13 protein-coding genes and 1 pseudogene are annotated in these 20567 nt (G+C 34.5%); 2 read left to right on the top strand and 12 right to left on the bottom strand.

Annotated elements, in window-relative coordinates:
- Positions 1–402 precede the first annotated feature (402 nt).
- The 9 genes from DBO93_RS09915 to DBO93_RS09960 all read right to left on the bottom strand — a co-directional run bounded on the left by DBO93_RS09915 (position 403) and on the right by DBO93_RS09960 (position 14309).
- Entirely contained in the window at positions 403–981 is a 579-nt protein-coding gene (locus DBO93_RS09915) for a hypothetical protein (RefSeq protein WP_108456203.1), read from the bottom strand.
- Entirely contained in the window at positions 978–1907 is a 930-nt protein-coding gene (locus tag DBO93_RS09920) for a hypothetical protein (protein ID WP_108456204.1), read from the bottom strand. The genes DBO93_RS09915 and DBO93_RS09920 overlap by 4 nt, the downstream gene beginning before the upstream one ends.
- On the bottom strand, positions 1897–4617 hold the full coding sequence (locus DBO93_RS09925; protein WP_108456205.1) for a CHAT domain-containing protein: 2721 nt from the start codon (positions 4615–4617) through the stop codon (positions 1897–1899). The genes DBO93_RS09920 and DBO93_RS09925 overlap by 11 nt, the downstream gene beginning before the upstream one ends.
- A 364-nt stretch (positions 4618–4981) precedes the next feature.
- Complete coding sequence (locus DBO93_RS09930) at positions 4982–6469, bottom strand: DEAD/DEAH box helicase family protein (RefSeq protein ID WP_108456206.1); 1488 nt, start codon at positions 6467–6469, stop codon at positions 4982–4984.
- Positions 6470–6471: 2 nt separating this feature from the next.
- Complete coding sequence (locus DBO93_RS09935) at positions 6472–6996, bottom strand: hypothetical protein (RefSeq protein WP_108456207.1); 525 nt, start codon at positions 6994–6996, stop codon at positions 6472–6474.
- A gap of 633 nt (positions 6997–7629) precedes the next feature.
- Positions 7630–8262, bottom strand: a complete 633-nt coding sequence (locus DBO93_RS09945) for a hypothetical protein (RefSeq protein ID WP_108456209.1) — start codon at positions 8260–8262, stop codon at positions 7630–7632.
- 14 nt (positions 8263–8276) lie between these two features.
- Positions 8277–11963 (bottom strand): VPA1269 family protein, encoded by a 3687-nt coding sequence (locus DBO93_RS09950; protein WP_108456210.1) that lies wholly within the window; start codon positions 11961–11963, stop codon positions 8277–8279.
- Positions 11954–13390 (bottom strand): tyrosine-type recombinase/integrase, encoded by a 1437-nt coding sequence (locus DBO93_RS09955; RefSeq protein ID WP_108456211.1) that lies wholly within the window; start codon positions 13388–13390, stop codon positions 11954–11956. The genes DBO93_RS09950 and DBO93_RS09955 overlap by 10 nt, the downstream gene beginning before the upstream one ends.
- A gap of 52 nt (positions 13391–13442) precedes the next feature.
- On the bottom strand, positions 13443–14309 hold the full coding sequence (locus tag DBO93_RS09960; RefSeq protein WP_162533762.1) for a site-specific integrase: 867 nt from the start codon (positions 14307–14309) through the stop codon (positions 13443–13445).
- 315 nt (positions 14310–14624) lie between these two features.
- On the opposite strand from DBO93_RS09960, the pseudogene DBO93_RS09965 reads away from it, so the two are divergent.
- Both DBO93_RS09965 and yfaE read left to right on the top strand, forming a co-directional pair.
- A pseudogene (locus DBO93_RS09965) lies at positions 14625–15059 on the top strand (ribonucleotide-diphosphate reductase subunit beta); the annotation flags it as partial.
- 5 nt (positions 15060–15064) lie between these two features.
- A complete protein-coding gene (yfaE, locus tag DBO93_RS09970) occupies positions 15065–15319 on the top strand; it encodes a class I ribonucleotide reductase maintenance protein YfaE (RefSeq protein ID WP_108456213.1) in 255 nt (84 codons plus the stop codon).
- 132 nt (positions 15320–15451) lie between these two features.
- Here the strand turns inward: yfaE and deoA are convergent, their stop codons facing one another.
- The 3 genes from deoA to DBO93_RS09985 form a co-directional block, all read right to left on the bottom strand.
- Positions 15452–16768 carry a thymidine phosphorylase gene (deoA, locus tag DBO93_RS09975; protein ID WP_108456214.1) on the bottom strand — a complete coding sequence of 439 codons (1317 nt, stop codon included), beginning with the start codon at positions 16766–16768 and terminating at the stop codon, positions 15452–15454.
- Between the two features lie 12 nt (positions 16769–16780).
- Positions 16781–17200 (bottom strand): cytidine deaminase, encoded by a 420-nt coding sequence (locus tag DBO93_RS09980; RefSeq protein ID WP_239058954.1) that lies wholly within the window; start codon positions 17198–17200, stop codon positions 16781–16783.
- Between the two features lie 183 nt (positions 17201–17383).
- Positions 17384–20545: a TonB-dependent receptor gene (locus tag DBO93_RS09985; protein WP_108456215.1), complete on the bottom strand. Its 3162-nt coding sequence runs from the start codon at positions 20543–20545 to the stop codon at positions 17384–17386.
- Positions 20546–20567: the final 22 nt, after the last annotated feature.

Raw genomic sequence — 20567 nt, forward strand, 5'->3', positions numbered from 1 at the left:
TAGCAGTGAACAGTTAATGAATTGGAATATTTTTATAATTTTCCGCTCATCGCTCCGATAGTTAAAAAGCTGATAAAACATATTACTAATGGTATACATTAAGGTAAGTCGATAGTTTTTGATCACGCGAAAACGTACTAAAGAATTGTTACACTTTACTTTTTGTGGGCTTGAACACTTATATGACTTAACTAGTTTGATATCGTTTGTTAAATTTACTGATTTTAACCGAGGCCAATTCAGAAAATTTTTCCAAACATGAAAATTAGGTAATGAAATCGAATTAGCAAGCTTTGACTGTTCAATTGGGAGTAAAGCATTTGTAGATGTAGACATTTTGGAGCACCTTTTTATTGTTGGTGCCCCTATACGCAGGTGAAAGTAATTTTTTTCGCTTTTTATTTATAAAGGTAAAAGAACAACACTCGCAACTGATTTAGCTTGACTTAAAATAGACTCAAAATCATTACCAATGCAATCACCCTCAACAAAAGTTAGTAATACTGCTCCTTCTTCTGGCTTAAAGCACCAAGAATCATTTGAGCTAATCACTCCATCACCTTCATTATAAGAATAAAAAATATTAATAACGGTATCACTCTTAAAACTAATAGAGGTAACGTTATCTAGTTCAACGATTTGTTGCTTTCCCCATTTAACTTCAATTGATAAAAAACTATCTTCATCTGAATGCGAGTCAGCACTCAAAACAGCACTAAACGGTTCGTACCCAGAACTGAAAATACTAATTAATGGTGAGTTGATGTTCTTCTTGGTAAAAGACTTTACCTTTTTATATTTAAATATTATTGCTGGCCACTTTACAGCTAAGCGACAAAAAGCATTTAAATGTTCTCTACGATTTATTGCATCAGCCCATTTTTCTTCGGCGTCAGGCTGACGTAAAAGTATCTCCCAGTTGTCGTCGGCAACTTCAAGGCCTTGTACCATTTCATCCAAAGATAACTGATCAAGTCTCATGATACCTGCTCCATTAATAAAGATGGCTTAACTTTTAGCTGTTTCAGCTTTTGTACATAGTCTGAATGACTAGGATCATTTTTATTTATTTCATATACATCAAGTACCGCACTCTTGGATATGGATTTAAACAACGCACGAATGATAAAATCTTTGTCTTCAGTTTCAACATATATTTCATTAAATTTATCAATTATACTTTTAATAGTTTGTCTAATTTGAGTTTTAGTGTGGTGACTTTCTTTATATCTAGCTACGTACTGCGGACGATTACTACCTTTTACTAAGTACTTATTTTCATAAAGTTCGACTGTGCTCAGGTGTTCTCTAATATTAAAAAACAAATACAAGAACCTAAAAGAGGCATCTGCCTTATACCTTGTTTTTTGTGTATCAGAAACATCATTGTCTATTTCTAATTCGCAAGGACTCTCTTCTATAAAAGACAACTCATTTAAGAGCTTTTTATTAGCTGACAGCCAGTAACCTATCAAGTCTGCTGCAACTTTTTGGTTAAGTTTATTTAGGTTTATCGCTAACTTTTCTAACTGTAAATCTATATGATTTTTTTTAATTACTATAGGCTCAGGAATCTGTTCTGGTGATGTCTGCTTATTTGTTCTATTTCCGGTATAAATCATTCCAGCCGATTTATATTTTACCCAGAATGCTAGTTGGCTAAACAAAGTTATATCTTTAGGGATTCCATTAGGTAAGCTTTCGACGTTAAAGTGCACTCCGTTAAACAAGTCTATGATCTTAATAACCGCTTTACCCTGAGTCTGAAATGTAAGAGATATTGTTTGCTCATCGAAATTTTCTAGGGCCTGCTCAATAACCAACTCGATTACTAGTCGATTTTTATTTACATACTCTAACCGCCCATCATAAGTCCAATCAGTAATTGGTAAGTCATTATCTTGCATTTTTAATAAAGCCTGCCTGCAAATTCATTTGTGTAATTAGGGTATTCACCTTTTGCTGTTGGTCTGAAGAAAGTTCCGATCTTGGGATGTATTTATTTTGCTGTTCACTGATACCGCAAAACCGCATACCGCTCCACGCAGAAGGATGCTTTAATGATCGTTCCAATAAAGCCATATCTACATTAGGTGCTTTAAAATTTCGTGCAAGTATCGGCCCCATAAGTGCTCTTAACTCCTGATTTTCAGTATAATTACATTCAAGCATTTTAAGGTACTCTTTTTCACCAAGGGTAGTAATTTTATTCAACTCTTCGTCAACACCACTTTCTATCCACCAGCGTTGCGCCCTTAACAGAGCTTCAGATGCGCTCATATTATTATTTTTAAGCTTATCGTATTTTGCTTTGATATGTGCAGTAACCAACTCAGGGACAGCCCAAAGCGAACCTATCGCAGTTTTAGCTCCTGACTCTAACATCCTCATATCCATACCAAAGGGCTCATTTACCTGGCTAGGTAAAAAATGCAGAGGAATATTAGAGCCACTTTGACAAGCCCAAAACTCTATACGCTCAGCCCCACGAACGCTATGCAGCATATCAGCATCTCTAACAAAATAATTTTCAAACAATAGCTTAGGTCTATCTGGGTGTTTATGCTCACAATGGCCATAAAAACTAAAAATATTAGACTGATATAACTGATGCAAAAAATCATTTTGAGATTCAGCAACTTCAGTCAAAATGTTGTCATGAAGTGCTAATTTATCGAATAATGTATCACCACCAACAACACTGGTAATAGTAGTTTTATCATCATAATATTTGACTTGTTCATACAAATACATCAGTGAAGGCAACCAGTTTACCTCATTGACCAATTGATAAAGTTTTTCACCTGTTTTACCTGTAGCCCCCCAAGGTATATGCGAAGCGAAAAATGAAGGAAGCAAACAAACTTTGTGTAAGTGGCTAGGGAGCATCAGTTTCCAATCAATAAATCCTAAATCCCAATCGGTATTAACTTCTTTATGATCGGTAACAAATGCAGCAACGTTATTGATAAGGTTTTTAGGTAAGTTAAATAAATATCCTCTGGCCGTGATTTGATTATTTTGTAAATAGGCAACAATTACCAATACATCATTATAGTGATCTTCAATATCTATTTTAACTAACACTTGATCTGGGTGAGTATTAATAGCCTCACGTAAATCATTCAATGTGATTTGATAAGTACGCTGCCTGTCTTTTACGTAATCTGTATCTAATCGATCTATATATTGTCCTAATATTTTGAAATCCCCCAAACATAAGCTAGCTTGTTGCTTTAAGAAATCTAAAGGGTTCGAGGCCCTGCTAGAAAAATCAACTATGTTGGCATATTTAGAATCATTAAATATTTGTACATCTTCATTGTTCGTTTTTTGAGACCTTTGTGATTTTAGTAACTTCGCACTATCAGAAAGATAATTATGTAACTGCGACTTGTTCACATGGCTTGCCATAAGCGCAATTTCATTCAAACCATAATAAATGCTACCTAATTTTCTTAGCGCACCTAATAGAACTTGACCAACAGGGTCTTTAATATGAAGCCAGCACAAACTAGTACTTTCACAAAAGCGCATCGCACTAGTATTTTCAAGTGTAATAAATGCCTGTATACATTTTTCTTTTTTTACTAACACACGTGCTAAACCAGAACTAGCTTGTTGAATTAATACGCCCACTCTATCTGACTCTTGGTCCGTCTCAGTTGATTGTCGACCCACCATCAGTGAATGTACCTTTTTTGATAATCTGTCAACATTTTCGGGATTACTATCTTCATCAGCTTCTTTTACAAGAAGCTGAATCTCTACGATTGGATTTGATATATCTACATGGGGATTCACTCTCATCATATCTAATGGGTCAAGTCCAAATACTAATGCCATTTCCAAAGCTGATTTACAAAGTTCTTTGTGTTCTTTGCTTTTAGATAAGTGTGTCAACTTAGATATAGTTAGAGGTATTATTTTGTCTGGTTTCAAGGACATTTTACTATTTAAATCTGAGACAGGAAAGTTTGATTGACACCAGTCAATTGCCTCTTTATAGCAAATGAATGCTTTGGCTTGAGAATCACAGGCTTTTTCAGTTTTATCTATATCGAACAAAGTTGCTGCTAAATTTAAATAAATGATTGAAAGCTGGTTCAATCGAATAAAAGCTGGTATGGATCTTTCAAGCACTTTGAGAGCTTTCCGATGTAATTCCTCTGATTTTACTAAACTTTCTTCTCGGCTAAGGTACCACAATTGTTCATTAGCCGCTCTTCGGTATACAGCAGCTAATTGAGACAGGCTAGAAGCATATTTGTCAGGGAATTGTTGGCGTTGTTTATTTGCAATCGCACGAGAAAAAAATGAAGCTGCTTTATTTAGATTTGAATGAGGCGCCCCAGGTAAGCGCGCAAAGTGCGTAAAATAAAACACACCTAAATCATGGCATGCAACAGCTTTGGTATATTCATTATTAGTAGCTAAAGCTAAAGCTTTCTCAAAGCAGCGTTGCGCTTTTTTCAGCCCTAACTTATCATCAAAAGCATTCGTTAACTTTATACCTTCGGTATTATATTTATGGAAACTAGGCTTTATCTTATGATTAAGCAACTCAAATTGTTTTCGAGCATATTCATCAAACTCCTTTTGACTATCAAAGTCCATTTTTAACCTACCTATATTGACGCTAGCATTTTACCATTTAGCTATTTATTACTTCGAATACTATATAATAATCTACAACTTATTATTTATTAAGCTTTTTTTCGTTACTTAATTGTATCCAGTTAGAGGCAATGCAATAGGGACATATACAAAAAAGCATCTAGAAACAACTTCATGATTTAGGCTTGATGCGTAACTGTTTATAGCGAAGAAAGTGGATAATAATACAATATGAATATTTTAATAATCCTTTACCTTATATCTAAACCTTCTTATTTATATCGGAAAAGAAGTATTATTTATTGTGAATTTTATCTTCATGATTATATTTTAATCTAGCTTAATTATTCATAATTTCAAATACTTAATTTTCACATGAGACTCTACTCAAGGATTTAAGAAACTTTTCATTTACCAGGTCACCCTGAATATCAATTACTAAGGTTTCTTGTTTGAAGCGACCAAATATATTTACTGATTTTTCATAAACCTCAGTAAGTGGGTTCTTAGCATAGACAACATTTTCTTGAAAGAGACTTTGCTCAGGCTTAAAAAAACTTAAAACAGGCTTTTTCGTATTCACTGGATAATTTCCTATTTCTTCAATCTCATTTGCTTCTCGGTCTATTAACTGATTACATTTTTTTAGCTTAGTTTTGAAGTGTGAACTTATTTTCTCAAACTTTATAATGTCTGCTCCATTTGGTAAATCCCGACCTATTCTATAAGCATACTCAACGAGCTTTGGCTCCGCAGGCATATACAAAACAGCACTTTGATCCGCAGAGCTAGTCACCCTTAAAATTCGCCCCAGAATTTGTCTATAATGCATCTCAGTTTTTATATTCGTTAAGTGGCAACATATCTGCAGCCTTGGTATATTGGTACCTTCCGAGACCATACCAACACTAATCAACCACTCATCTGAATTATTACGATAATTACGAATTAGTTGGTTAGGATCATCTTCTCTATATGTTACCACTACTGCAGCTTTATTTAATTTATCGTGTAAAATTCGCTGGATTTTTTTAGCGTGCTGTATCGAATACGCTATGATTAAACCACCTGCGTCTGGGTTTGTATTTCGAATAGATTGAAGCCGTTTATTTGCTCTAGTTATCAACTGAAGTATGACATTTTCATCATTAATAATAATATGATAAGGCAAAATTTCTTGTGAAAGTAAATCTAAAAAACTGTTAAAAGATAAGTTTTCTGATTTATCTACTACTGAGATACTGTCATTATCAATGGCAATTATTTCCGGTACTCTACAAACACCGTCTTCTATAGATTTCTTTAACCCATAACTGTAATCACAAATAATTTTATTGGTTAAGTTGCAATAATTGGACAAAACTATGGGGGTTTTATCTGATCGCCAAGGTGTACCTGTTAGCGCAATTGTGTAAGTTGCTTGATCTTTAATATTTTCAATAATTTTTTCTCCCCAAGCATTTGCATTTTCCAACTTTGTTCCTGAGCAGTGATGAATTTCATCAAAAATGACGAATACTCTAAACTTTTTAAATAACTCCCAAAAATTTTCATCAACATGTAGTAAATTTTGATAAGTCGAAACCAACCCTGATGACCCCAGTAAACCATCAAATCGAGATTTTAATTTAAGAGATAAGCTTTCTTTGAAGTCACTAGCAACAATTGTTGATGGAGCAAGACAAACTACTAAGTCAATCATATCCTTCTCAATTAACTTATCAGCTAACGAAGATGACATGTGTGTTTTCCCCGCCCCTGGTGTTGCTAAGGCTAAAAAATGTTTAGAACCTAACAAGTATTTACTAAAAGCTGTTTCAATACACTCTTGCTGCCATAACCTTAACTTCATAATTACAATTCTGCTCTTTTATTAATTAATGTTTCAATCGCTTTAATTTTACCGAGTAACCGCGAATTTTTTTCTCGAATACTATTATATTTTGGTTGAAGTTCATCATGCATTTGTGGGAATTCATTCCTAAGTGTACGATACTCTTCTGCTTCTCCTAATCCTTCTAAAAGATCGTTTTTATAGTCTTGTAACCTACAATTTAGCTCTTGCATGTTTTCGAACAAAGTATGCGCAACTAGCTTATTTTCATTGTCATTTACTGATGAAGTTACTATTCGTGGTTTTAGATTAAACAGCTCTGTTTTAACATAACTTATTAATCCTTTTTTTTTCGACGTGTTCTTCTTCAACCACCCTTTATTGACAAGTTTTTTAAGTTCAGCATAAACAAATCTTCTTGATTCTGAAGCCGACATTGTGCATTCAGTGTTTAAAATCATATATGCAGTTCGAATTTCGACTGTAGAAAAATGATCCAGTTTAGGATTTGATACTATGACTTTTAACGTCTCATCTAACTTCATTTACATTAATCCCACAACAAAAGTAGTAACATATTACAATAAAGGTAATATATTACTACCAAGTAGTAATATAATACAACGATTTTGAATTAATTTTATGTGAAAATACTCTTTTTCGAATTGTGTAATATTATGAGTAGTGAACTAGTAGATATTGGAAAAAGGATCAGAGATATACGAAATACTGTTGCAATGTCTCAAAGTGAATTAGCTTACGAGATTGGTACGGATAAAGCGTATATTAGTAGAATTGAGAGGGGTGAGGTAAATATTGGTGTTTTGCTACTCAAAAAGATTTGTATAGCTTTGAAAGTAAAGCCTAATGACCTAATAACTTTGAATATCTAATAATATAAAATCTTTTATTTTATACATAATTTATCAGCTAAATTAAAAATACTAATGCAGTTAACTCATACTCAAATGACGTGACAAGTTAATTTTTCCATCATAGCATTTGGTGGTGCCTTAGTTTCCGCCTTTATGATTCATCAAGGTAAAGCAGAAATTATCTTGACTAAAATTCAGGGTTGAAGTTTTCTATCTATTGGTGCGATTGAAACTACTAAACCTTAAAACATACGATTTTTTTAATTGAATATTCATTCAATTATACAGATGTTTGATGGGTAATTATTTAGTAAGTTCTAAGAGTAATTGATACTCAACCGCATGGAGAATTACTTCATCGCTCTCATCAATAGCACACATTTTTCTTCCAAACTTTTTAAATTTAATTTCATCCGCTTCTAATAATCTCGTGAGTGCCATTTTTTGTTCCTTAGCAAGTACTGATGATTTAATGACATCAACGCCACCAAGGTCATTAACTGGTTGATTTAGGGTTTCAGCCAAATCGAACACATTTTTAGAAGTGAAATTATCCTCTAATATCTCAATCTGTTTTAATAATATCTGGAGTCGCTTTTCCAGCCCTTTGCTATAAATAAGTAACTCTTTATGACCCAGGATTTGATTAGATGTGGGAATCCCCTGATTTTGATCAGATATACATTCTTTGTATTTATTTATTAATGGTTTATAGACGTTTAATGAGTCATTGTTGATAGTTCCTTTTGTTGGCTTTAATTTTGTTTGCTCAATGTAATCCCCAACATTCACAAAAGATAATTTCAAATTTTTTTTTATCAAGTGCTCACAAGCTTTTGAAACATTTCTTAAACCAACTTGAACTCTCCTATCTTTGAGATCTTCCCTATCTAATAAACATTGTAAAAACCTTTGTGCTTGAATTAACTGACTCAAATTATTATTCCTTTTTAATTTTTTAATTTTTTAATTTTTATTTTATCTGCTAATTTCATTACTTCTCTATCAGCAGAAATTAGGTGCTTTTTAATCTTCAGGAGATCAGAGTTATTTAATGTATCTACTAGAAACCTTGCATCATTAAACTCTTCATCAGTAAACGCTCTTCCGATATCCTCTACAACCCCTTGAATCTTATATAAAATTGCAGCTCTTTTAACTTCGTCGTCTGGTTTGAATATTAAATTATCCGCGACACCTGCAACTGTAGAGACTTGAGTTAAGAACTTCTTGAGTTTCTTGAAGGAGATTGTATCTGAATTTAAGTTGACCCCTAAAACCGCACCCTGAGTAGTAACTTCCATTGCTCCTTCAAAAGCACTTAAATTTTCATAGCTATTAATTCCTTTAGGCATTTTATTAAAAACATCCAGTTCTGCTGTCTTAGTTGACTCTAGTCCTGATACTCTGAAGGTTTCTTCGAGCATAGCTTGTCTTCTGGCGAATTCTTGAACATAGGAACTAGATATAACATTAATATCATCGACTTCTTTACTGTAGTTAGCGGCCATAAACTCAGGATTTTCAACAGTAGAGTCGTTGTAAGCGTCTTTAGATTTATTAATCAGGGCTGTCCTTTGTTCGGCCAGTTCTGATATTTTTAAAACTACTAAATTAAAATGATAAATTTGTTCTAAAATGAACCTAGGACCACTTTTCCAATAGCGGCAATTACCACATCTCATAGCCCCTTGCTCAAGTTGTTTTATCTCGTAGACCTCCTGACCTTTGAAGTTTATATAAGATGTTAATCCTCCATATGCACAAGAATACCCAAAACAAATACCCCCACCAGCAAGTCTTGCAATAGATTCAACTTCTTTAGTTCTGTTGGGATCTCCAATATTTTTGGCATCTTCATTTTGCCACTCTGGTACTAAACCAAAGTTGCATATTAATGTTTCACCCTTTCTTAAAAAGGCTAATTCATTTGTTTGGGTTGCCCCTTGTTTATTCTGTGCTTGAATGAGCAATTCTTTCATTTTTTTAGCTTCAATTTTTTGATAATAAACGGTCATAATTGCTGTTGCATGGCCGACTAACATTTGAACAACTTTTTCATCCACTCCTTTATTTAATAAAGTGGAAATACCAAAGACTCGTAAGCCGTGTAAGTCATAAAGAGCTGTACCGTCATTTTTGAATAATACATTTTGATTTTTTAGTTCTGGGAACTTTAACTTAATTATTCTATCTGTTTCTTCAAGTAATAATTTGAAATAACTTCTCAATTCGTCTGCACTAATTGGTAAATACAAGTTATCTCGAGATTTATACTTTTCTTTGTTGACAGATGTCATCGCTGATAATCGTACTTTACGAGGATTTCGAAAAAGAGGTGTAAAGTATGGAAGATCATCCCACACACTAACATCATAATATCCAGCGTTCTCATCTGTCGTCTTTACTGGTTTAGTCACACTTGCTGGACAATATTTATCGTTCCACGTTTTCTGGCTTTCGATAATGTCATAAACTTGTTTAAAATGCCCATCTGCCCCCTCATAAGGCCAAGGTATTTCGTAACCTGTTTCGCCTGCTCTTTGAGCTTTTTCAGATTTGGTTTTATTTGTACTTATGTATAAACATAAAGCTTTATTTTTTTGACCATAGGGGTTAAAAATAACTCCTGTATTTCCATGTCTAGACTCATGATTTTTACCATCCTCATAAACGTAATTAGCGAGTGGACCATTGTTTTTCTTGTATTTTTGAGTTTTAAAGTCCCATAGTTCAGAGTCCATAAGCCCTTCATCAAGCCATCTAGCCTGTTTACCACGCAAAGGAACTAAAAGTAATAAATGTATAATTCGAGCGCAATGGGGTCGGAACTTCATTTCCATTTCTTTTGTTTGGTGGTTTAATAATGAACTTGTAAATCGTTGCTGACTCTTAGCAAAGGCGTAATCATTCTCAGTCGCAACGCTAAAAAGCTCTTCATACACATAAGAAGGTATGAGTCGCCTGTGAGTTGAGCATGGTACATGCCGTTCCCCTTTGAATAATTCCTTAACTGGAGGTATGGGATTGTTTATTTTAGCTCTTAAATTTGTCGATTCTAGCTTTGCCCACGTTTCTAGAATTTTAAACGCTACACTCCATGTTGCTTTTTGGTTGGATAGACTAATAACAGAGCCACTACTATTTTTTTTCGATTTTATATATTCATAAAATGTGACACCTTTATACATATTGCCTGTAGGGTCGTATATCATAAAAGAAGATATGTCATGTAGTGTATTAATTTTATCAGGAAGACTTATAATCCATTCTGCAAAAGTATTTATATTGTTAGCCTTATTCGAATTACTCGCCTTGTTTGCGAATCTAGACATTTCACCTTTAATTGAATTAGACAATTTACCTTCAGCCCAGCCCATATCAGGATTCTTTCGATTTTTATCAGCATTAATTAATCTTTTATGTGATAGAGGGTTAAGTTGTGATTTAGAAAATGGCTTATAATTCTTACGAGTATTCCATTCTGTATCTTTTTCAATTTGGTTTATAACTCTTTCAAAAGCTTTATAAGGTAGCCCTGTGCTAGTCACGTAATTTTGATTTGCTTTTTTTGCTTCAGACACTTTAAGGAAGTAATTTTCTGGTATATCACTAATACACTCAAAAGAATTATGTGCATTAATCAGTTTAATTAAAGTCTTATTTTCTCTACCTAATGAACGTATAACCTTAACAAACGGTGTTGATTCTAAAAAGTCGTCCGAATGTTTGCGGTAGCTCATTGAAGTAAAAAAAAAAGGAAAATATATAAGCTTTCCATCAACGCTATCGATTAAATTCAGCAAGCGAGGTAACCATTTGGCTCTTTGGTAAGCCTGATATACATAGTTTATGAAAGGGTTTCTTTTAGTTTTTGAATTAATAAAAAATTCATTAAAAGCCCCTTGCATAAACTTATGCCTTATACCTGTATCAGGATGCTCCATTTCTTTAAATTTATGATTATTAACCTTAGAGTCTTGTTTAAACAATGGCTGTGAAATTAGTAAGAAATGATATATTGGACTTGATTTTATTATATCTATATCGTAAACATGCTCAGCTTTAAACTGATCAGGCATATTAAAGCTTTTAGACGTACATATAGATAGCATCAAGTTAATAGCCGTTTCGTCATTAATGCCTTTGAAAGTATCTTCCCAATCAATCCAATACGGAGAAAAAGCCGTGTTTCCTATGGCGCTAGCAGCAGTAGCCTTATTTATCATTTCTAGGAAATCAGCGTTTTCAATATATGTTTCAATAACATTTAATCTTTGTTCAGAGTTTATACTATCAACAAATAGCCTTTTAAATTCAACCAATTCAAATGGATACAATGTGGCTTTAGCTGGAGTTTTCCCTTGTTCAATCAATGTGCACACGTTAAAATAAATTTGGGATTGTATTTTTTTGCAAGCGTTGTTTAATGCTTTACCTAATCCAATAGTTCTAGAAATTACTTTCAAGGCAAATGGGTTTATAACAGCAATGTTTCCGGTAGGGTTGAAAAGAACCTCTTTATTTGACATGTAGCCAATACCATTTTCTAAGATATTTAAGTCTTGGGATAGCGTTATATCTAAGTTATCAATCCAGGTATTAATGTTATTATTAATTATTTCTACTATATCCATCTAATTTTACCCCATTCTTTATCTAATTTTACTACGAGCTTTTCCCACGATGTTTTTTCGTTTGTTCCAGTTAATTGTTTTCTGAACTCTTCATGCGTTACATTGTAATAAATAGCTGTGCTATCAGAACTTCTATGCCGCAAAATTTGTTGGGTTTTTTCTTTAGGTAGATGTAAACCATTTGCGCAAAACATACCTGAAAAATGCCTCAGCGTATGCGTTCCAAGAACTTTTCCTGTTACTTGTTTAGATGTTCTTTGGAAGTTTTTCTCATAAGCCCCTTTTGTCATAGGTGCTCCATTGGCTTTACAAAATAAATAAGGATGGTTTATTCGTTTTTGCATAAGAAGTTCAGGAATTAATGAGAGAAATTCTTTTCTTGCTGCTTCCAAAGTCCAATTCAGCACGTATAAACCTGCAAAGTTTCCTATTTCGATACTGCTTTTTAAAGTCACCCCTTTAAAATTCAAGTCAAATTTTGAAAGCGTGCCTACTAAATCGAGTCTTGGAACTGGATTGCTAAGATAGGATATTTCACTTTTATCCATCCCTGTTTTTGTAAATATATTTCCTGAAAATGATTTTAAATATTCAACTCGATTTATTAATTCACCAGTTTGAACATCAAAAGTATCATCTGCAATAGGATGCCCAAAAAGTACGTCATATCCGCCTGTCATTGTAGGGATTAAATCTGTGATAAAAATATGTAATGGCTCACTTTCTCTTAATCCTGTGAATGCGCACAATAATTTTATAGCTTTATAGTTTATATTTTTTTCTTGATTAATAAATTCCATAACCTTGTCCGGCGGAAAAAACTTACTTTTATGGTTCAATGGGTTAGCATGATTATGTCTATCTCCATAATGGGCAATATTGAAGGTTGAATATTGTTCGGGTTTGTATCCTTTATCATCATCTAGATGATTGAGAAGGTTAAAGTTTTGTTTTGATAAGTTTTTGGTATAAATACCCAAGTAATCGCCCATTCGGAGATCAACAGTATTTATATAAAGCTTTGTAAAAGACTCAAACTTTTTAAATGAATACAGTCTTTTATTTACGATATTTTTGTCCGTCCTACACCACCACAGATTCCTTTCGCATAGAAGATTTTTAATCGTCCCCTGTGTGCGGCAGGTTCGATAATTAGATATCATAAGGCTAGGATTTCTATCCCAATTATTTTTTTCAGACTCAGATCCTGACAAGTAAAAATCATGTAACTCTCCACATATTAAAAACAAATTTGATAGTGCGGATGATTTTCCAAGTTCATTGTCGTACAGATGCTTTATGAATAGCATTAGGGCGTAGCTTATAGTCCCATCTGAAAAATAAACAATGGGAAATTCCTTTTCTGGGAACTCCTTAGTTTGAACATATCGAACATAATATGACAATGAACCCATATTTCTAATCACAGGACCCCCAATAATTATCTAGTATTATAAAAAAGAAAGTTAATTCTATGTTTTATCTAGCTAATTTATATTTGGATAAATCTTTATTTGAATGAAGGCGTGAATCCTTAGTTAAACTTGTTAAAAGAATCTTTTTAAGAACGTCAATTGCTATAAGAGTTTCACTGCTAGTAACATTATATTTATTTTTTAGTGTATGTACGCTTTCAATTTTGTAAATAGATGAAAGCGTTTCAATCGCTTTAAATAACGCATTATAATTGAGAGATGAGGCTATAACTTCATGGTGACTTTTCTGATGGGAGTCCGTTTTAATTTGAAAGATTGAACCAAAAGTTGAACATGAATTATTTTGATGAATATCACTTTTAAGTTCTGTATCTTCCGGTTTTTTATAATTAATCGTAAGAGTTTTTTTCTCATGTCCAATGATTGATGCTAATTCAATAGAGTCATTACCTTCGGAAAAGTTTTCTTTTAATATGTTAACTAAAAAAGCTTGCCTTAGAGAATTAGAAGTAATTGGCACAGAAACTTTGTTACTTGCTGATTTAAAAGCCTTGTTCACACTCTGTCGTGATATCGGAGACGCTTCTTTATTTTTTTGATAATTGCTTTTTCTTGATTGAAATACAAATTTATCATGAGGGTGTAATTGTCTTAATCTTTTGAAAAGATCTAAACATTCAGAATTTATATTTACCTGACTTTTATACAACCCGCCTTTCCTGATTGTATCAATCCAGATTTCACCCGAATCAAAATTAATATGCTCAAATTCAATATTTAATATTAAAGGTAGTCTTAAGCCAGTTCTAAGTAGAATTGTAAAAACGTCTAAAATTTGCTGATTTCCATCTTCGATCAAAGTCTCTTTGAATTTATCAATATCTTTAAATGTTAGTGTTACTTTATTCACAATAAACGTACCAAGTCATTTAGTTTGATAATATCTTACACCAACGGTCCAAGTTGTCAAACTACCAGTTTTGACAACTTGATTACATATTAAACATTCAACTAATTATCACTCTCAGAGCTACTAAGCCAAATAGAATAGGAAAATATTTATGTGTATTCGTGATGTGTCTGCAACTGAAATTTTTTATTTATAAACAGCCAGCTTTAGACATTAAAAATCGATTTAATTGAAATGTATTGAATGAAAATACAGATTATTCTTAGTAAATAAATAAAATAAATTAGTTATGTGAGTGTTTGTGTGTCTGCAAAAAAACTTATCGCTCGCGACGAAGCGCTTCATTTAACCGGCACACAACACATGCTTAATAACTGGATGTCAGGTCGTGACGATCCAGAAATGCAAGAAATTGCCACTACATTGCGTGAAGAAGGTAAACAAATCTTCATGGACGTAGTAGAACAAGAAAAAGAATGGGCTGATTATCTATTTAAAGATGGTTCAATGATCGGCCTAAACGCGGCCATTTTAAAACAATACATTGAATACATCAGTAATCAACGTTTAAGTGCTATCGGTTTTGATGCACCATTCGATATTAAAAGTAATCCCCTACCTTGGATGAACTCTTATTTAGTCAGTGATAACGTGCAAGTTGCACCACAAGAAACCGAAATTTCTAGCTATTTAGTTGGACAAGTTGACTCGTCAGTATCAAGTGACGACTTTGACGACTTCGATTTATAGTATTTATGGCTTTTAGTATTACCGTCGAGGAACACAAACTAGCGTTCCTCGATGAAGATAAAAACATACTGAACACCCTAGAAAGAGAAAATATTGAATCACATTTTCATTGTCGTGATGGATTTTGCGGTGCTTGCCGTTGTACATTAAAAAAAGGGACCGTTGAATATCACGAGTACCCATTAGCTTATATCGGTGAAAATGAAATTCTCACTTGCTGTGCTTACCCTACGACTGACATTGAAATCATAATAGATTAAAACGCTAATCTTTGTCGACACAGTCTTAGTCATCCCATTTATGCTTTATTAAAAATGAAAAAACAGCGAATTAACGCTGTTTTTATTTCACTGCTATTGCCTGTGAAAGTGTTTTGTTAAAGCAGTAAAAGCCTAACCAGTAATAGTTTGATAAATCACAGGCGCTTGTTCTGCTGCTTTCTCACCTATGTCTAACGCCGCTAAGTACTGTTGACTTGCTTGAAGCGCTGAATCTTCATCTCTAGCATGTACACGCGCTACAACATCGCCTCGGTTGACTAAAGTACCAATAGGTAAAACTCGGTCGAAACCAACCGTATGATCTATTTGCTGACCATTCGCTGTGCGTCCGCCTTTTAAGCCTACAACAGCTAAACCGATATCACGGGTTTGCATACCATTAATGTAACCATGATCTAACGCTATAACGTCTTGTATGCAGTTTGCACGTTCCATTGAACGCCAAGGATCTTCCATAAAGTCACTTGGGCCACCTAATGCATGAATCATTTTGTTAAATATTTCAGCAGCAGCACCAGAAGACAAGGCATGATTGATCTTTGTTAGCGCTTGATCTTCATTTTCAGCAACTTTTGCACTGACTAACATGGCTTTAGCTAATGAAACAACTACCGCATGTAAACGCGGTTCACGCAGAGAGCCATTTAAGTATTTAACTGTTTCAGCCATCTCTAGGGCATTACCTGCGGTAGCGCCTAACACTTGATTCATATCAGTGATAATAGCTTGTGTTGGCACACCTGCCCCATTCGCTACATTAACAATACTTTGTGCTAAAGCTTTGGCATCATCGATATTAGACATCATAGCGCCATTACCGACCTTTACATCCATCACTAAACTATCAAGCCCTGCTGCTAGCTTTTTCGACAAAATAGAAGCGGTGATTAATGGAATAGACTCCACAGTAGCAGTAATATCTCGAATACCGTATAAACGCTTATCGGCTGGTGCTAAGTTGTCAGTTTGCGAGATAATCGCCATACCTAAATCTTTAACAATACCTTTAAATTCAGCAATACTTGGTTGAACATTAAAGCCTGCAATACTTTCTAATTTATCTGCTGTCCCACCCGTATGGCCCAAACCACGACCGGCGATCATAGGAACATAAGCACCACAAGCTGCAACAATGGCCGCTAACATAAAGCTAACTTTATCACCAACACCACCGGTTGAGTGTTTATCAACGACTGGGCCTTCTAATTCCGGCCAAGATAATACGTCACCCGAATTTTTCATTGCCATGGTAAAATCAATTATTTCACGGGTTTCCATACCTTGTTGAAAAATCGCCATCGCCATTGAACCAGCTTGAGCATCATTAAAATCTTTGGTTACTAAGCCATCAACAAAGCTTTGAATTTGTGCTTTAGTAAGCGAGTCACCATTTCGTTTGGTGCGAATTATTTCTTGTGGTAATAACATCAACTAAAATCCTTATTTTTCCAGTAAATCTTTGGGCGTAAAAGCATCTGGTAATAGTTCGTTAACTGTCCATTGCTTTTTATCATTATTATGGTTAACAGCAACCACCAGTGCATTCGGCGCTAAAAACTCAACAATAACTTGTCGGCAAGCACCACATGGCGGCGTTAATTTTTCTTGGTTTGTATAAATAACTATCGCTGAAAACGATGTTTCACCTGCAATAACACCTTGTGCTAAACAATTACGCTCTGCACAAACGGTTAATCCATATGAGGCATTTTCAACATTACAGCCTTTAACTACGTTACCATTAACGGTTAACGCAGCAGCACCAACATGAAAGTTACTGTATGGCGCATAAGCATTGTTAAAGCCTTCTTTCGCAGCATTAACAAGCGTTATAAATTTATTTTCTTCAATGTTCATCATTATAAAAACCTTTATCTGACCATGTGGTCAAGTTATTATCTATCCTAGTGAATCACTCAAAGAAAAGCAACTTATATAATCAAGAATTCAACACTACAAGGTGCTAATTCAAACTTTATATTTTCACAAAAAAAAAGCCAACATCACTGTTGGCTTTTTAAATTAAGGATTATCTACTGGGTATTAGAAAGTGTATTTAACACCAATCTTCATACTCCAAGTTGATTCTCTATCTTTAAATTGAGCAGGTGATTCACCTTCACTAATATTTGCAGAATCATACACATATTGACCATCATCGTTGATACTATAATCTAGTATCTCTGTTGCTGATTGACCAAATGGTAATTGATAAACACGTGCTGCACCTTCATCAAAAATTGCTAAAGCATTTTTAATGTCGACATAGAACAAGCCTTTATGACCTTCCATGAAACCTGGAATTTCTTGTTCAAAGCGAAGATCCATAGTCGTTGTCCAAGGCGCTGTATAAGCATTCTTACCAAGGTAACCACCATCAGAACTGATACCAGCTAATGCTAATTCAGCCATAATTTCGTCATAACTTAAACCATTATCAAAATCAACCGCGCTATCGCTAGCACTTGTTGGAATGTATGGTAAGTTTGCCGTTGTAAGATCTAACTCTCCAGATAAACCATCATCGTTGTTATAACCTAACAAGTAACTAAATGGACGACCTGACTTACGCTCCCAAAACATATGCATGCCAGTGTTATAACCTTCAAACAATTCAGCGTTATATGAAAGGTTAAACGTTAAACGATGCTTAACTTGGTAAGCTGATGTTCCAATAGTAGGATTCTCAGGATCAACAACCGGGTTAAAGTTATATGCTGTATTTGACGAAGTACCAGTAGCATCTACACGATTACGAATAGTTGAATGAGTATATGAGAAGTTAGCTTTAAAACCGTTTTTCCAGTTTTTCGCAACTGACAATGTTTCAATCATAGTATGACCACCAGACGTATTAGTTAATAATACATCACGGGCTTCTCTATCCGGATTAGCAAAAGTATAAATTGGGCGACCTTCAACAGTTAAACCACCATTACCTTTTGAAGTATCTAAAGTACGAGAAAGATCAGACCAAGCCATATCTTTCTGGATATCTTTATAAAGTATTTCACCACTTATACGCCAATCATCACCTAAACCAATATTGCTAAGGTCAGCAACATAATCTGCAGCTAAGCTGTACTGCCATGTTGTAGGGATTTCAAAGTTTGGATCAATAGCATCAATATTCGAGTTTGGTCCACCTAACTCAGATTGAGATATTGCGTCTTGCGCAGTTTGTGGAATGCCACTTGGATCAGCATCTTGTAAAAATGCTGCGCTACCGCTGCGATATAAGGCGATTCTTGAACCGTCATTGGTGAACGCATTTGAAATAAATACGTTAGGACGTCCGCCACTAAATAGACCAACACCACCTCGGATAGTTAAATCATCAGTTGCTGTCCAGTTAAAACCAACACGTGGTAATAATACGTCTAAGCCGTCAAGGTTTTCATTGTTGGCATAAGAATAACGGTCAAAAAAGCTTTGGTTAAAGTTTGGAGCATCATCATTAACCGTTAACTCGTAACGTAAACCATAAGTTAGATTTAACGAGTCATTTACATCCCAGCTATCTTCAAGATATAAAGCATGATTGCCAAGAGAAAACTCTGCGGCTGCATCATCACGATTTAAGCTTGGGTTATTTTGATATTCAAAAAATCCTGCGTTGCCAGCTTCAAAGTCATCAATGCTATCGAAATACCAAGAACCTAAATAATGCTGCATGAAGATGTTATAAACATCTACTTTCTCGTATTCCCAACCGAATGAAATAGCATGGTCTTCGTACAAGTATTCACCGCTAACACGGAATTGAAAAGTTTCATTGGTTAGTTGGTTTGCATGACGACTGTCATCAGCGCCCAACATAATTTCACCACCATTAACCGTATCAATTTTAACTTCACCAAACTCATAACCACCTAGTGAAATTTGACCGTTAATAGATTCTTTTTTAGAAACTTTAACTTCTGTTGAAAAATCTTCTGTCCAATATGAGAACAACTGAGCAACATAAGTATCAAACTCATTTGAACGGTTATACCAATGTGAAGATAGGTATAAATCATCTGATCTACCACCACCTTGGTTACCGGCACTGTTACTAGAACCATGTGAATAAGTAAAAGTAGCACGATGGTCTTCGCTGATATTCCAGTCTAGTTTCAATGAATATTTTTCATCTTCTAATGGAATAGAGTCGTCCCAACTACCAGCATCATAACCATATTTGTCTTTAGCTATGTTGATTACACGATCAACTTCGGCTTGAGACACTTGGGTAACTTTATTAGCAACATTAGAATCTGATGGGCCTTTATCAACAGAACTTGGCGATTCAAAGGTTTCGTAAGATGCGAAGAAAAATAGTTTATCTTTAATGATAGGACCGCCAAATGTAGCACCCCAAGTTTCTTCATCAAAGCTTAAATCAATTTTGTCACCATCATCAGTTTCAGGTGTACCAGCCCAAGCATCTTTAGCTTGTTCGATAAACATTGAACCGTGAAAATCATTTGTACCTGATTTAGTAACAACGCTCACTTTACCACCAGAGAAACCGCCTTCTTTAGCGGTAAATGGTGCAATTGCCACACTAATTTGATCAATTGAATCAAAAGAAATTGGCGAACGCTCTGTAGGGTAACCGTTACCAGCTAAACCAAAATCATCATTCAGGTTTACACCATCAACAGCTAAGCTGTTATATCTTGGGTTACTACCTGCTAGAGATAGGGTGTTGCCGTCGTTACTAACTACAGCCATTGGGTTTTGACGAACAATGTCTTTCAAGTCACGGTTAAAAGCAGCTGACTTAGTAAGATCATCACCACTAAATACACTAGAAGAACCTTTTGATGGGTCAAAAAATCCTGAAGAACCTGTAACAGAAATACGTTCGATATTAACATCATCTAAAACTTCATTAAGACGGAATACATCTCCCAATGTAATATAAATACCTTCTAATGTTTTATCTGCATATACATCAGAATCAATAGTTACCGTGTATGGACCACCAACACGTAAACCTTGAGCTGAGAAATTACCCGTATCATTAACTTTTAATGTTTTACGAGTGCCTGAAGGCTCATGAACGATGGTAATCGTTGCATCAGTAACTACATTGCCGCTTGCAGTTAAGATGTTGCCACGAATTGACGATGACGTATCATCAGCCATGGCTGATGTTGACAATCCTAACGCAAGTACAACTGCGCCAGTAATGCGAGAGAGACGATGAGTTTTCATCATATTATTCCTTGGTATAAGTTAG

The sequence above is a fragment of the Colwellia sp. Arc7-D genome, assembly GCF_003061515.1.
GTDB lineage: Bacteria > Pseudomonadota > Gammaproteobacteria > Enterobacterales > Alteromonadaceae > Cognaticolwellia.

Coding starts and splice junctions, on each gene's coding strand:
- DBO93_RS09915 (WP_108456203.1), bottom strand. CDS start 981: ATGAGACTTGATCAGTTATCTTTGGATGAAATGGTACAAGGCCTTGAA.
- DBO93_RS09920 (WP_108456204.1), bottom strand. CDS start 1,907: ATGCAAGATAATGACTTACCAATTACTGATTGGACTTATGATGGGCGG.
- DBO93_RS09925 (WP_108456205.1), bottom strand. CDS start 4,617: ATGGACTTTGATAGTCAAAAGGAGTTTGATGAATATGCTCGAAAACAA.
- DBO93_RS09930 (WP_108456206.1), bottom strand. CDS start 6,469: ATGAAGTTAAGGTTATGGCAGCAAGAGTGTATTGAAACAGCTTTTAGT.
- DBO93_RS09935 (WP_108456207.1), bottom strand. CDS start 6,996: ATGAAGTTAGATGAGACGTTAAAAGTCATAGTATCAAATCCTAAACTG.
- DBO93_RS09950 (WP_108456210.1), bottom strand. CDS start 11,963: ATGGATATAGTAGAAATAATTAATAATAACATTAATACCTGGATTGAT.
- yfaE (WP_108456213.1), top strand. CDS start 15,065: ATGGCTTTTAGTATTACCGTCGAGGAACACAAACTAGCGTTCCTCGAT.
- deoA (WP_108456214.1), bottom strand. CDS start 16,768: ATGTTATTACCACAAGAAATAATTCGCACCAAACGAAATGGTGACTCG.
- DBO93_RS09980 (WP_239058954.1), bottom strand. CDS start 17,200: ATGATGAACATTGAAGAAAATAAATTTATAACGCTTGTTAATGCTGCG.
- DBO93_RS09985 (WP_108456215.1), bottom strand. CDS start 20,545: ATGATGAAAACTCATCGTCTCTCTCGCATTACTGGCGCAGTTGTACTT.